Here is a 16335-nt window from a genome sequence, read left to right on the forward strand (position 1 = left end):
TAAAAACGATAGTCTAGTCAATCATAGCGTAGCACTTCTAAAGGCGATTTTTGTATAGATTTCCAGATAGTAATGATGACAGTTATTATTACAACAATAATTGTGCCTCCTATCAAACTAGGAATGATGAACCAAGGCAAAGAAAAACTCGCGTGAAATGCGTAAGTATCTAGTAAATTTACCACTAATGTTGTTGGGAGTGTTGCTAACAAGGAACCAATCATTGCGACAAAACTATTTTCAAGCAAAATTATGTATGCGATATGTTTTCCAGTATATCCTAATGCTTTAAAAATACCTATTTCTCGTCGCCTTTCAAGCATAGCTAGTGCCACAGCATTCATAATCATTGATAATGCAGCAAGTAACATTAAAGCTGCGAGAGAGACGAGAAGTGCTACTGCAGAATTAAAATATTTTTCTGTTAAATCAATAATGCTTGCTGCATTTACGAAAGTAGCCTGTGGAGACAGCAGGGTTATGGTATATAAGACTTGGTCTGAAGTTGCAGGGTCTACGTCTAAATAAAAAAGTGTAGACATGTTCGATGGGATAAGTAATTTCGAAGCGAGAGTATCAGGAGCCATAATAGCTCCCTGATTAAATGTTGTTGAAGGCATAAAAACACCTACTATATGCGCTTCTACTTCCTGGTGTTTATTTAAACTCTCTAGTTTAATTGTGTCCCCAGCAGCAAGAAGTTGAGGAGATGCACGTGTCAGATTTATGTTAATAAGTATATTTGTTGAGTACTCATCTTCTGCATTTAAATTTCTTCCACTTGAGATGTGGATTATTCTTTCATCAGGGAGATCATTTTTTTTAACATGAAAACTTTCAAGAGAAAGAGAAACATTATGAGCTTGAGATCCTGAGTATTGAGAAACAGAGTTCTCATTGGGCTTACCTTTTAACAAGACAGGACCATAAGAATGTTGTTCAGTTTTTTTAGTGTTTACTCCGGGAAAATATTGTAGCTTCTTTTCAAGAATTGCTGTGTCTTTTTCGCGATGGGAAAGACAGGCTTCTGTGACGTCTCTACGCGAGTGAATCACCAATACAGGGCACATTTGTTTCGAGATGACCTGAAAGCTCTTGTCCGCTATAGAATTCATTCTCCGAGAGCATAGTGTATAACCATGTTAGTCATTACATTAACTTAATGTTATATTCAGCACGTCCTAGAGTGCACAAGCGACATAGAATTTAGGTGTCATTAGGTGTTCTATGCAAGTAACCATAGCGAGACGGTTCACTAGTGTTTTCTCGTAAGTTAGGAAATCGTTTCGATGAGTGAGACAATTACTCTCTGAGTGCAAAGAAAATGCAGAGGCCATAAGGCGTCAAAGCACAATACATCTGCAGCTTGCAAAATCACATATAATATATGGATAGATGGTTAAAATAAGAAGGAAACGATGTGCCCTTCCGAAAGACTGCATTCTATCTGAGACTCAAAGACACAAATATAGAGACACGGCTATTGATTTTGGTCAGATTAATAGCGAGAAGAAAGTGCCACGAACATCAAAACATATATAGGAAGCCTGGATAGGGAAAGAAACTCCGGCGGCTTTTACTTCGCTAAGTGAGATGGGCTTTAATAGGTCTGAGTTTGTACGCTGTTTCATCCTCAAATAGAGCCCAAGTGCCATGACTTCGAGATTGGATTATTAATACCTGGAGGAGGAAATAAAAGGGTAATTTAATTACATTAATTCTGATATATTCCTATCAAAGCATGGTGAGCGACTTGCAATTCAATGATGGTACAAAGTTCACGTTTTTGTATTATGAGACCGGAGGTTTCCGACTTTTTAGAATAAGGAGAAGTAGAAGAAAGAAGAAAAGATAGTATACGCAAGACCACAGTGAATTAGAATAACAAAGTAAGGTTTGTTCTTGGCGATTAGCGTGGACTGCACGATCACTTCATAAGCGGCTGTCGAGAACCGGATATAATTCACGTGGGAAGAATTTATGCACGGTTCGAATAGCGTTGAGCGGCGCCCGCTCTCAGGCGCCGGGTGTCACGAGCGCGGAACGCCTAGGAACTGCTCTTAGGCAGAGGCTATAAATCCCTGATGAATAACATAGTAGGAGAGACGAAGAAGTGTAGGCTGCCCATGCATTGTTCTATTAGGATTACTCCATACGTCATGGTCCGCGGTCTGAGGGATAAAGACAGGCAGCACCAATGAGGTGTAATATAAGAGGGCAATTATTGTACGAAATTCTGGAGGTAAATTCTGTGGCGATAGAAAAGAGGCATACTAGGAGATACTCATCAAGAGTCTCAGATACCAAGGATGAGTTGAATACAAGACTCCGCCTTTATAGCACATCTAATTAATTGTTCTCAGATGAGAGCTTTCGAAAACCCCAATCACTGGAAGAATAATAAAGATCACCTTTCGCTCGGCACATACTAGTTGTTTAAGCATACTATCTCAAAGATTTCTGCCTTCGAATAATGGGAGCTGTGCTTCCCATCGTGTGGTGCTAATGCTAACGAGCGCCAAATGTGAGAGTAGGTAGACAAAGCGTCAAGCTAGATCCGTGAGCCAACAATTAAGCAATTTGTTATCATGACTATAATGGCACTTCACCCGGGAGGGAGCGTCAGTTCTTTTTGCTAGTTTGTGGCCAGGTTGAAAAGGCTCGTGGTCCTGTGGTGCATGCAATTTTGATGGAGACTATATGGGAAATGTGTTTCTTTCGCGATAAGGATTATACAATCATCTGAGTCTTTATATCATTATTAGTGAGAAAAAATCTCTTCGTATGAGGGCAATAGTAGCCAACTAGATGGTTAGGTTCGGGTAAGTGTTTGGCAAATTAGGGTCGTTACATTAAGACTAACCTTGGGGGAAAGGAGAAAATGGACCTGTATCTCTAAAATAACAGCTAATGCGTGCATGGCATGGCAAAAAATTTCTCAGTAGGTAGTTGTTGTTGTATATGCTAATGTTTCTTGACAGATGAAGCTTTTGTTAGGAGTATAAATTTTTTTTCTACAACAATTCTGATATTTGAGGCAATCTGATTTTAACGTTCCACGGGGTCCGATTTCAATCCGTGAGTTCCAATTACACTGAATGTATCTGGGAGACGACAAAGTAACTGGACTCTCTGTTGTTTGGTAAATGAGGGTGACTGAAGCAAAAGTTTATTATGATTATGCAGCCAAAGATGATATATATAAATGCTGTTATTCCCTCTTTTGTTTAGTGATCAAAAAATGTTAGAATTTTGCTTCTGAACGGATTTTCTTATTGAGATAGAGAAAGATCTCCCGACATTGGGTTCCGCGAGATATTTGATGTTAATGGCTTGACTGATATTTTGTCCTACGAGTTGCAAGAAACAATGGACATTAACATCCAATGCAATATTGACAAATATCCTAAATATGTTTGCGTTCATCACGTAAGTGATCTCACTGATAACGTAAATAGTAAAGTTATTTTTTTTGGTCTCGTATCCTCCGATGTTGTGATGAATTAAGCCTGGTGGTGCGTTCTACATCCGTACGAGAAAATGCCAGTTTTGCATATGTTCATGATGCGTGACTCACTTTGGTCAATGTTCCAAGGTTCCTTCTCGGTGCAGACTCCATCAACTCTAGAATTAGAATGTCAGTGCGGTTCCAGTACCATTCTTACCTAAACTAACAAACTAACCCCATGGTTGACTTAGGATAGTATTTCCACTCACAGAACTACCGCTGAATAGGCCTCTCACACGACTCCCTCTCTCCGCCCAGAGTCACAGTATTCGCAGTTTGGAACTGCTGCATGTCTGGTCTTGAATCCTTGAATTCAGGAAGGTGGGAATAGTATCAAGAGCAAAGTCATATCGTTATCTCCCTTCCCTGTCCGCCACGGCCCATCTCTAGGTGGTTAAAAACCACCTTCCCCCCTCCATCTAAAACCTGCCTACGCTACCTCCACCACCACACCGCACCAGATCATTAGTAGAGTAATGGAAAGTCATGACTCCCAAACGCAACTTTGCAATCCACTTCTCAATTAATCCCACAAATACAGATATTTATCTTATTTCATCTGACTCAACACTCACCACATGCTGCTACAAATAAAAATTTCTGCATATATCCTTCCCTCTCCGATTCCACATCTGCTCATCCCACACAACGTGTTCCTTCCCTTCTAAAATCTCCTCTGCCTCCCCCCCACGACCCATATATCCCCTACTAGCGAGTCTCACCGTGGTATGAAACGATGATCTCAGCAACGGCTGTGATTCACTCTATTTTTGTGTAAGAATAAATACTCCATCTCAGCTACTGCAGCTCTCAGCCTCGGCTCATCAGGATAATAAATGCATCCGCATGAATGCACGAGCTGTGCACTGTTTTCTCAACCGCCCCCCCCACTGGCCCAAATAAGAGTTGATCCCCGTCCTGTTCAAATACATTTCGCCGGAGTGTAGTTTCAACACGAGCATGAATGAAAACAACATCATCCTGTTTTTCTACCTATTTTTTATATAATATTCACGCAATTTTTCAATACCAAAACCAAATGGTTTTTTTACTACTGTCACGTCGTAATGATGAAATCCTAAAATGGCACTAATATCTTTTTGCAAATCATGATATCAAAACACTTTCTATTAGGATATTCGTCAAAGTATTCCCCGGGTCGCGAATATATAATCTAGAAAAGATTAAATCGTAGTCTTTCCTACCCCATTCCTACAAGGCTGAAACTGAAGCACGAAGGTAAAATGAGAATCGTGAGTACTTTCATGATAGTCTGATAACAAAACTGACCCCATGACTACCACACCCTCCATGCCCTTTTAGTTACTGGGGGGAAAAAGGTACACGCTGACCTTGCGATATGAACATCTCGGCTATCTAAAAGCCAAATAAGTTACTAACAAATAAGTTGTTCTGAACAGTGCTAAGCTATGACAACTCCTTGAGTTCCCCCCGTACATAGAAAGCCTTGAGCAACCAACAACATACAAATTCCATCTTGAATGAAAAGATATCGCATACAAACTGTCACCTAAGAAATGTACGCTGAATACGGCCTAACACAATTGGTAATGGTCAAATGTCTGCAATCGGTGCAAATTCCGTTCTGTTTTTCCTACCCGGCACCACCACGGGTGGCGGCGTTCTTTTTCCGTGATTCATGTCTATACTATCAATCTTTCTTTGGAATTATATCGGTCTTCCCCACGTTGTATATATTTTTGTGTTGGACGTGTTTGTGTGTGGGTAATCACCCTAGGTCCTTCGACCAATGAAGGAAGTTTTATCTGGGATATGGTGGGGCAACCCTGAGACAGCTAGACCGCTAATCGCAAATAAGAGGACCGATATTAAAGTTTGGTCGTCATTAATCAAAGATAGAGCAAGTTTCTGAGGCGTCAATTTTATCTAATACAACGCTTTTGAGGTCTGTTACTAAATACACCTAACACCTAGGCGCTTGGGACAACGTCACTGATCGCGGAAGTCGCCACACAAATCGGCACCGCTCGGGGGTCGGTCTTAAGATTGGCGATTAGCGTCAAATCCTGCCATCATTGAACAATCAGAGCAAAGCCATCAGGCTTCCCTCAGCGCAGCTATTATGTCCTCTTGACCTGTCGCCCCACAAATAGACTTAAAATGTAAAGCTCAAGAATACCACGTTTGGCTGCCTCGGAGGTGATTTGACCGTGTTCGGTTGGCAGTAATGAGGGGAACAAGATTAAATCATAACCTTTGCCAATTCCCGACGAGATTGTAGGCTCCTTAAAAAAACCAATTCCCACATATCCATTAAACACAGCCCAGTAGACCAGTAGGAAGATCAAGCCGTAGTAAAATATTGTCGATTTACAAACTTTTCTGGAATGGAGATAACGACTCATAGGAGCGCCCCGCTCCGTTATCTTTTGTCGAAGTGCGCCCCGCCCAAAGGTAAGATTCGCCACCTCAGCCGTAGTAGGACGTACATACTTTCTCTATTTGCTCGCTGCATACGATCATATAGTTCATCATCTTCATATTGTTGGAGTGTGAGGCTGGCGGCTTTCTCCATAATTTGAAAACTAACTACATTAGATAATTGCATCTGTAGTAAAGATTGAAGATACTGTTGCCCACTGGTAAGTAGTAATGAAAGAATAGCAAGGCCTCCCTGTAAAAGCCCTGCGAGAAGAGCAGCAGAAACAAATTCTGGTACTCCTTTTTCATAAATAGCGCTAGCAACGCTTTGTACAACATAACTTGTCACCTGTATTTGCATAGCTGGTAAAAGTCCCAGACCTATTGTAAATGCCAATAGTCCAATGACAATCCACGGGCTAACCTTCCAGAATAAGATTAAAACCCGTTTCCAGGTGGAAATAACCATCTTAAGTTGGCAAACGACGGTTTGAATACGTTTCAAATGCATAGTAATCCTCAGTACATCTAAAGTAATAAAATAGAAAGTATTATTGTATTATTTCCTTTGTTGATCCTCTGCGAATAGTAGCAGCGGAAGGTCGCTTCTTAATACTTTCTAATGTGTGATACCAAAGTGCATAAGTCAGCAGTTCGAGATCTCTATTGATCCCAAAGAATCTGTTGTGTTGCATATGTGCTAAGCTGCTAAGTATTTCATTCCTACTTTTCCATAATTTTCCTTCTTTCTCCAGTTCATCGATTAATAACCCAGCTTCCTGTAAGATGTCTGTTTGGATACATATAATATCCTTTAGTTTTTGTCGCTGGATTTGTACATCTCTATCATGAGAATGTTCCCAAGGAGCTAACAAATCTATCAATACTTTGCGATGAACGCGAAATTGATCACTAGCCTCGTATTTTGCAACACGGTCTTGTAAAAAATCTAAACGAGCTGCTAGGTCTAAACCCCACGACGTAAACAAGTGGTCGAGCACGAAAACAGCTATAGCAACTTGATCAAGATCTATGGTTTTGTGATAGCAAGCGGTTACTAGTTGACACGCTACTACGCTATTTGACCAAAAAATCTTCTCTATAATTGGCATTGCGTAAGGTCCACCGTAGCGTTCTATTTCTTGTTCATACATACTCAATACGATGTCATTTATGATATTTTGTTCAAAGCAATCGCGCCCCCATTTTAAGACCATATTAAGGACGACGTCATTATTTCCTTGTTTTGATGTATGGAAGCGTATCCTTAGATGAGGTCTTGGATCGGCATAACGTAGAAAAAACCAGTGGTCTATTAAATCCATTTGTTGCAACTTATGAGCAATCTCTTGCAGAGGGCCAATGATAATTCGGTCCTGCTGTTTTGGAGACGCATATAGCTTTACATATGTCCATTCTCCTCCTGGTAATTTGTTACGTTCCTTAGAGGGAATGATACTTACCTTACTAGTTGGTTGTGTTAACAGGCTACTGTGCGTTTGCTCGACTTGACCTTGTTTTTGAATTAATGGAACAACTAATTCGGCAATGTAGGGATATCCTTCTTCATCACTTAGCCATAAATGCTCAAAATCTGGAAACATCTCTTGTAGTAGAACTATATGCTTCTTTTTGAGAACCTGATAAAGCTCAGAAACAAATATAGGGTTCTCTAGATCAAGCAGCAATCTGTTGTCAAATTCGGATAAGTAAACATATCGAGGAACATTCCATTGTTTGCGCCATTGCTGTAATCCTATAAACCAATTAGTGTCCTCATCCCCTGATATTTCTGGGGTAATAGTAGAAGATTTTATAATCCATTGTGCCAAACTTAATACCATTTTCCCTTTTCGGACACGAGGTAAGAATGGAACATTACGAAAGGCACCCCAATCAAAGCCCGATAGCCGAGGATAGCTATCATGAGCTACGTCTAAGAGAAAACGGCACACATTAGGGGCGCGCAATGGACTAAGCATATGGCTCTGGCAAGCAATAACTTCTTTATTGTGTGAAAGCGAACGAATATAAAAGCGGTGATTATATACTCCAACAACAAGATCATCCAGTGGAATGACTCGATCATCTTCAAGAGATGGTGTGGTATTTACAACAATCTCATAGGAACGCAACATAGGATGTGATGAAACATTTGCTGCCCGCCCTTGAGGTGGAAGATAGCTCAGTTCAGCGAAGATGGCATCTGGGCGGAGCAACTCTTCTTGCCTGGTAAATTGACGCAACTTTTCTAGTTCGTTTGCCGTTAGAAGATCAAAAAAGCGCCCAAATGTGGCTCCTCCAGACGCCATAACGGCAGGAGCTACACTTAACATCCATTCTCCTTTATCGATCTCCTTAATAGATGCTGCATGAAGTTGCAAATATATTTCCAATGATAATGGTGCAGGGTTATTATCTCTGGGTGTCCATTGCACTAGTTCTTTTAGCACCTGATCAGTCAGCTCTATTTCGATTTTTTTGTCATTAGTCACTTCTAACAACAAAGAACTTAGAATTGCATCCCGGACCTGCATATCACGGGGAGGTTTGTAAGGTAGTGGATACTGTCTTGGTGGTTCTGTATAAGTAGAAGGAGCATCCAATCCAGATTCAGGGCTGAGCAATTCTAACAAGGGAACTTCTACATCCATTCCATACTTTTCTACAAAAGCGGCATGGTATTCCTTTAAGTGCTGAGGGCCTTGAGGGGATGCACCAAGTTGTAGAAGTAGTTCTGCTCCGCGAGCAGCTTCCTCGCCCACTGCTTTATGCAAATAAGATGATCGAAGATTAATGGCTGCATCAATTTGGTAAGGTTGGGCATTATACTGAGGAAGAGCCTCTTCCTGTTGATGTTCTAGATCATTCAGCAGTTCCACCGGGCCGCCAAATCCAATCCTATCAAGACTATCCGTGGTGTTAAGAATTTTTTCAAGCTGTTCAGTAATTGATATTTTTGGCATTTTGTGTAGTGCTTGTAATATATACCTTGTAGGATCAGAGGTGGTTAAGGGAGGGCGTAATGTGCTCAATAAAAAGTGATTCTTCCATAATTGTTGTAAAACAGAGTCAATTTGTTGTTCTGTAGCATGTGGGAATGCAACAAATAAATCTTGGCGCAACTTTAGATATGGGATTGGCTTACGTGTTCGTTCTAAGATGTATGAAACAACAGAAGTCGCTCTTAAATCAATTGATGGACTGTTGTTTTGACCATATACATCTGTATATGGGACAATGACTCTGCCTTCCGCAAAATAAATGGCATGATTAGCAAAAACATTAAAAAAAGGTAAAAGCTCTTCATTTTGCTCTATCTTTTGAATCACAGAGAGTAACCAACTCATATCTGGACGAGTACGGATATTCCTAATTGAAGGAAGTGAAATTTGCAATGTCGTTTCTTCATGAAATGATCCTATTGCTATCCCCGAAAATAGACCAAATGGTGTAGGGCGAGTGCTTGCTCTTATAAGATAACGTAAAATACTGGAGTAAGCACGAGATGCGCGCCTGCTATTAGGCTCTTGTTTTTCAATATAACCCAGGCCTTCACGCATTGAAGAGCTAGCTGCAATTAATGCCTGTTGTATGTGAGGTTGGAATGCCATACTTTTTAATATGTTATAGCATTCTTTTTTTATCTGCATAAGGTTATCTTGAACATCTCTATCATCGCTTGTATTTGGCTTTACCAATGTATCAGATATTTCCAAAAAATAACGCGTAGACAAAGCTGGAGTCCGGAGCATGTAAAAACCTGCGGGTTTGTAAAGCGACTTTGACATTTTTGAATGTGAGCTATTTTCCATGATTATGCAGAAAACCTTTCTAGAAAGAGTCTGATCTAAGCAATAAGAAATGTGCGATCCCACTTTGGTTCTATCTGCGTAGCGGCAGCAAGCAATGCGAGAAGAACACCAGTGGTTCCAGTCAATAAACCTGGGTCATCCACAAAAACATTTGGTTTTTCTTCGTCGCGGAACCCAAGAGGAAGATCAGGTTGGAAGAGATTTAGAATTTGATGGACTAATTTAGATATGTGTTCTTCCACTAAGCTATTTTCTACTTCATGACTAAAACGTAGGCAGATCATCAATAACCCTGAGATACCATGACAGATTGTGGGTGAATCAATATTGCGGTTAGTTATAGGACGATGCAATACTGACTCTATGCCTTGAATAGCTATATCACGAAAACTCTTATCATCAATTGCGTTTCCTGCTAACCATAGTGCTCTAGACACTCCGGGTGTACCGTAACACCATCCATCACGGGTAATACGAAGAGAACAGTTTTGGAACTGATCAAGCTCCATTTCTAAAGGTATGCCCGCTGGCCAACCGATGCCATAATCATCTTTTGCTTGACGGTTTATTAACCATTGTCCCACAGAGAAAATTGCTTCTCGTTGTCCTGAGATACGATAACCTTCTCGCCAAGCGAGAGAAAGAGATGCTAATGGACCGGTAATCCCGTGTGCTAGACCGCAATTAAAATAACCTTGAGGATATTCTTTGTGATATCTATCCACTGGTGGAAATAAATCTGGAGAAATAAACCATCGCCGATGGATTTCGTCATCTTGATCAGCCAAATAAATTAAATATGCAAGTAGCTTTTGTATAGCATCCTGAACAATACTTGTTGGTGAGGGAATATTTATTAAGTATCCTAGAATGCCAGCGGCTCCATTGATTGCATCATAATCAGAGTCTGCCACACCATGTTGAGGTCTTACCCATTCACGTTCGATGACTTGCATAGCAACTTTAGCATTAAATGTTTCAAGTGTATGAGAATATCTATTCTCATCACGGCTAATTTGGTCTAATATACTTGCGAAACCAGCACTGCCACCAAATGCACTTGGTGTTGCCAGGGGATATTGATGAGTCCCTTGTGCCGCTAAACTCATGAATCGACGTGCAGCCACTAACCATTTTTCCTCTTCAGTTGTCCTGTATAGATAAACGAAAAGAAGAACTATACCGCCCAAACCACTTGCTAATGAAGGGGGGTTCCATTGATAGAAATCAGATTGTTTAGCAGCTATCTTCGCTGACATTTCTACATTCGATGGATCATTTAAATAGTTTGCAATCTTGTCTACTATTTCCAGTATAAGTGTTTGTGTTGATTTATCGATCCGAGAATGCCATGCTTTGAAAGGAATCGAATCAATATGACTTTCTTTCACTACTTACTCTCCTTTTTTAGGCACTTTTGTATTGATGTTTAGATAAACAGGATTCCTGAGAACGTGTAGCCCACGTTCTCCAAAAAAGGGATAATGCTCACATTGTGACGACTCTCGTAGGGATGCTAGCCCTTGGTTTTTCTTTTAATGACCACGGGATTGTGTGGGCAACCTGTGGGTGGAATCCACAGACTCGGCCTGGTGATTTTCCTCGTGGTTGGTACGCTCGATCTGGTGTGCCAAACTGCATCAAAAGCGAAGGTATGCTTCGACGCACATGCGGAGGCATCCGCGGCTGCTGTTTTTGTTCCTATGGCCGAATGACTTTGCTTGAAGTGTAATCCACTCCAGCGAATCACGCTCACGACTCTGTTCTTCTCACCGGTTCTGCTCCAACTGGCATTGGCCCCAGCCAGCCTTTTTGGCCGACTCCCTTGCAAAAGTGGGCCATCCAGTGGAATCGTGCCTCTCTTGCTGGTCTGTACTGGATCGCGGTAGAGTTTGTGATTACGTTTGAGGCGGATGGGGACCTGGCAAACCAGCTCTTTGCAGACGCGCAAAAAGTCCGAAGTGCAATACCAGCGATCCGCCAGAATGACCACCCGACGATGCTATTGGGAAACTGTCTCACGCTCTCTAGCTTGGTGGCGTGAGGCAGGCATATTGGGGATATAGATGATGCTCTGATCTGTGGAAGTATCCACTTCAAGGCGAGGCATGCTACTGCTATCCACGCTGATGCAGATGGAGTCTTAGCTTGACTTGATTCTGCAGAGTGCTTGGATGCCATGACTCTCAAGGCAACACAAGCTGAAAAATACATCACCTTCAGCTCAAAGCTGCCATGGATTTAATAATTAGAATATGTCAATGTGTTAAAGTGCATCCACGTACTGCCCATTTCTTGTTGGTTTTTTGTTTTGAAAGGGCATTACGTGATTTGGCGGCTCTTGACAATCAAGTCAAGGTTGTCTTTTTACTGCTTTATCTAAACTTTAATTTGTAAAAAGGATTCAAATTTATGCAAAAATTGTAATGGGACCCATCTACAATCAATTGGCCTGCAATCGTAATCTTACCAGTTAAGATAGACAATCAAGGCGCATAATTTGTGTAGAAACTAGGCAATCATTGGGGAGGAAATATTTGCTTGTGTCGCTTGTACCGCATCTTAGTTCTTGTAACTTCCTAACTGAAATTCGTATTGCAAATATTTAGCGCATATTATAAATATGCTACTGCAACTGCTCTAAAAAACAAGAAACAGTTACAGCAGCATAGAATAGAAATTTGATGCAAAATAACTTAATCATTTGCGTCAAATTATTGCTACTAACAAACGCAGACGCTTGCTCCAGTTCCGCATGTATTTACCGTGAGAGTGTAGCAATGACAGGCAGATTCACATGTACATGTACAGTTAGTAATACAAGAACAAGTACACGTGTTACAGGTAAGTCCCAGGAAAGTCCAGCTTTGTGGATTTACCTGACCTCGTGTAGTAGCAGAGGATGTACGAATGTCGAGATCGAACTCACTAGTGCTCATGATTTGAAGGATTCCTTTCCATAACTCGAATCACGTAGGTGATGATAGCTTAATTTCACATGCTTTAAGTTTCAGGTATCCTGTACTATGCTTCTAATATTATGAGTAGATATATCATAATCTGATACAGATTATTCATAACAAGCAACATCAAAGATATATCTGATATGTATCCATAAATACACACTTAAAGCAAATGATCTTTTAGTCGAAGTTTTAAAGCAAAATCCCTATTAGATTGCTCCCACGCAACTAATGCGCGCTTACATTACCTAAATTAAGTGCTTTTTATATCTCCAACAGCAATATAATAACATATATAGATCTAAGAAGTCAATAGCCGAATAAATTGTAGGTACCTATAGAGATGCATAAGCGCTAACCCTTCCGCATTGTGAGCAATCCCGTCCCTGATTGAGAAATCTAATATTAACAAGCCAAATAATACGTTGAACACTTGAAAAATGAATAGCATGTGAAATAACAAGTGTATATATAAAATGATATCCCAAAAAAACCGCACGATTTTGTTGATTCATACAATGTTTGTCTGTCCAATTAACTCGAATATCAAGTTCAAAACCTGTGTTGTTAACTTGAGCATATGAAGAGAAGGTGCTAATGCTGAGTTCGAATTACTTGTTGCTGATCATGAAGAAGTCCTTTTCCAATAAGGTGGTAAATAGTTTTTACTCATATGATTTAAATCTGTGATATTTTTGTGAAGCATTTTTGTCATAAATAGTTAATCTATCAAAATATCTGTACAAAATACAAGCAACTATCTCATAGCTTGATACAGACCCCTTTGACAGACGACCATAAAGTTATTTCCGTTACATATTCATTGTTATGGATATTATCCTTCAAGCAAATGGAACTTTTAGCCAAAGTAGCAAGGATCTCTATCCTTATACGTGAAATGATGATTTGCTGCAGGTTGCCCGCAAGGATTCTCTGACGAAGATGTTGACGATTCTTGAAGCCATAAATTCATTTTGATTATGATGACATTACTTTCGATATAGCGGCAGATCATGTCTTTCGTAACTCCCTCTTAGAAGAGATTTTTTCACTTTTGTGGTTGACAATATGAAAAAATCTCTCTCTCCCTTTACTGCCTCTACATGGTTCCTACTTGGCTGGAGCCTGTTCATTTGTATTTGTAAATGATGTTATTTGTCTATGACGTTTCGCATTGTGCCCCTTGTTTTTGTATGCAACAAGCAGGTAGTATCTTGTTTTCTTTGGTTGATGATGATATATCAGTAGTAATAGCTTTTCCTTTTATTCCTTATCCAGCTTCTACCATAGGTTTGGCGTTTGGGGAATAGTAGGATGGTCTCTACGCCAGTGAGTTCCTCCTGGGATCGACCGAGCCGGATCTGCTCTCTTGCTATCGCTTCTAGAAGGTGATGCAAGGCATGATAAAGGATGACCCACTTTGCCTGTGAGTTGCTCCAGGGACGGGTTTTGTGTGTATTGTCTTTATATGATCTCCAGATGACAATGCTGGATGATGAGAAATGATAGAAAGGAGGATTTCGTCCGCAAGAAGAGCCCATTGAGTTTCTTCTGCCTTTCTATTGTTGTGTTTACAAGAAGGAAGGTGGACCCAATGACTCTGCAACGATTTCCTACTCTTCATGATTATGCTGAACGCGCGGCATCCTTTGAGCGCCAATTGCAGTCTTTGGAGCGGCGGCGCGATACTATCCTGGCTCAGATTGAGCAGCGTAAAAGTCCTGCTCATCAGCTCGTATCTCTGTTGGCTCCGTTGTATCGTCGGAGTATGATCTTTGAGGTGCGGCAGTTGCGTAAGGAATGTGAGCGTGTCGAGTTTCAGATTCAGGATATCAAAGCTGAATATGAAGCCTGGAAGGCGGAACTAAAGCAGCGTGCTTCGGAACTTGAAGAAAATACACGGCTCTATGAACTGGAGACGCTGATTCAGCGTGAATATCGCTGGTTGGCGATCCACGATGATCAGGCTGAGTTACGAAAGAAGCAGGCTGTGCTCGAAAAGGTGCGTGAGCAGAAGCGACTGCAAGAAGAAGCGCAAACGCTTCAACGTGAGCAGAAAGCATTGCAACAACAGCTCAGCGAGGTACGTGAAAAGCTTGGCACGAATCGTCAGCAGCGGGATGCTCTTGATGATAGCCACCATACCACGCGTTCCCACGCGACTGAAACGCAGACGGCAGACATAGACGAAGCCATCTTAAAGGTATCGATGCTCTCTCATTAAATAATATTTCTCAAACAGCAGGTTCCCAACGGGATCTGCTGTTTTTCTTTGTCCCCCTCTACTCTACAAACATCGTCTTTTCCTACTTCCCCTGGAGGTTGTATGCGATCTTTACGCTGGATCCGGGGACCACCTTGCTGGCCTCTGGACATTCAGATATGCCTTGATTTTTCCAAAAAAAAAGAAAGCCACCTCTAGTTTGCAATCTGGTGTGGCTTCCGCAGCAAGGAGTTATCTCCTCATGGCTTGTAGCGTACCATATCCTGCTCGCTTTGTCGAGCTTTTATTCTGGCATGCCATGGCCTCAGGAGATCATTCTTGTCCCTTTTTTCATGTGTGTTTGTGAGGAGATATCACGCTGATGGATATCTCTCCTGAATAGAAATGGTAATCTCATGACTACATTGACTCTTGCCTCGATTGAAGACGGTTTACAGCAACCTTTTGCTCCTCACGATGTGAAGTATCTGCCCAAGTCGCCGAAGAAAAAAGAATCTGGCGAATGGGTGTGCCTGGCGCTGCCTTATGCAGATAAACGCGCCTATGAGGATCGTTTGAATGATCTGGCCTTTGGTTTCTGGAGCACACCGTATAATCCGCCTTACGCTATCGGCAATAAGCTCGTGATACCCGTCACGGTCACGGTTTGCGATATCGAGCATACCGATTATGGAGAATCATTTTTGAGCAGTTTGTCGCGCAAAGGCGAATTACATGAGTCCGAAAATAGTGCGACGGTCGCTTATTCACAAGGATTTCGCCGTGCATGCGCACAGTTCCGCCTGGGGCGCTACTTGTATACCTTGCCAAAGGTCTGGGTCCCTTACGATCCAACAAGCCGCACGATTGCTTTGACGGCGGAACAGACATATCAATTAACCATGCGGTTGTATCGAAAGGCTGGCATTTCTTTGCCGGATCCTCAAAAAAATCAGCCAGGTCAGGGACATCGTCCATCACGGCAACTGGCTTTGCCGGAACGTGCCACGTCACACGTGGCTCTCACATCCATGAACGCTACAGCCCCCGAACTGGCTCCAACTTCTGTGGATCCCATACCATCATCGCCGCAAGTATCTGAGTCCACCTCTCTGGCTCCCCAGGAAGCGGTGGCTCCGGTTCCCATGACATCAGGGCCAGTGGCTCCTAGTGGGGGTGTGAGTCTCACGGAGCACAAAGTCCACTGGCTAGAGCAGCAATTGAAGCACAATGGAGAGCGTATTCAACGCATTTGTGAGCAATACAGCGTGTCCACGTTCGCCGAACTCTCTGACGCTCAATTTGAGCATCTGGCCAACCGGATTTTCGCTGCCCAGAAGCGGGCGGAACAGAAAAAGAGCGGGCTGGCTCCCAGTAGACGTGTCGCGACTGCATCTATGCCTGACACCGTTCAACAATCTTAGCCGAGAAAGGAATCCTTCC

Annotated in this window: 6 protein-coding genes; 2 read left to right on the plus strand and 4 right to left on the minus strand. The window is 41.8% G+C overall.

Features of this window, described 5'->3' with window-relative positions; translation table 11 throughout:
* Positions 1 to 17: 17 nt before the first annotated feature.
* From KDW_RS18950 to KDW_RS18965, 4 genes are all read right to left on the minus strand, one after another.
* Positions 18 to 1055, minus strand: coding sequence for an ABC transporter permease (locus KDW_RS18950; RefSeq protein WP_162005388.1), 1038 nt, complete (start codon positions 1053 to 1055; stop codon positions 18 to 20).
* 4857 nt (positions 1056 to 5912) lie between these two features.
* Entirely contained in the window at positions 5913 to 6416 is a 504-nt protein-coding gene (locus KDW_RS18955) for a hypothetical protein (RefSeq protein ID WP_151757547.1), read from the minus strand.
* Positions 6417 to 6462: 46 nt separating this feature from the next.
* On the minus strand, positions 6463 to 9726 hold the full coding sequence (locus tag KDW_RS18960) for a lantibiotic dehydratase (RefSeq protein WP_151757548.1): 3264 nt from the start codon (positions 9724 to 9726) through the stop codon (positions 6463 to 6465).
* Positions 9727 to 9761: 35 nt separating this feature from the next.
* On the minus strand, positions 9762 to 11117 hold the full coding sequence (locus tag KDW_RS18965) for a lanthionine synthetase C family protein (protein WP_151757549.1): 1356 nt from the start codon (positions 11115 to 11117) through the stop codon (positions 9762 to 9764).
* Positions 11118 to 14283: 3166 nt separating this feature from the next.
* On the opposite strand from KDW_RS18965, the gene KDW_RS18975 reads away from it, so the two are divergent.
* Entirely contained in the window at positions 14284 to 14913 is a 630-nt protein-coding gene (locus tag KDW_RS18975) for a hypothetical protein (RefSeq protein WP_151757551.1), read from the plus strand.
* 395 nt (positions 14914 to 15308) lie between these two features.
* Positions 15309 to 16316 (plus strand): hypothetical protein, encoded by a 1008-nt coding sequence (locus KDW_RS18980; RefSeq protein ID WP_151757552.1) that lies wholly within the window; start codon positions 15309 to 15311, stop codon positions 16314 to 16316.
* Positions 16317 to 16335: the final 19 nt, after the last annotated feature.

Source organism: Dictyobacter vulcani, from assembly GCF_008974265.1.
In the GTDB taxonomy this organism is placed as follows: domain Bacteria; phylum Chloroflexota; class Ktedonobacteria; order Ktedonobacterales; family Ktedonobacteraceae; genus Dictyobacter; species Dictyobacter vulcani.

Bases quoted from the DNA above. Each gene is read 5' to 3' on its own strand.
- KDW_RS18975 (WP_151757551.1), top strand. From the start codon at position 14,284: ATGACTCTGCAACGATTTCCTACTCTTCATGATTATGCTGAACGCGCG.
- KDW_RS18960 (WP_151757548.1), bottom strand. From the start codon at position 9,726: ATGGAAAATAGCTCACATTCAAAAATGTCAAAGTCGCTTTACAAACCC.
- KDW_RS18980 (WP_151757552.1), top strand. From the start codon at position 15,309: ATGACTACATTGACTCTTGCCTCGATTGAAGACGGTTTACAGCAACCT.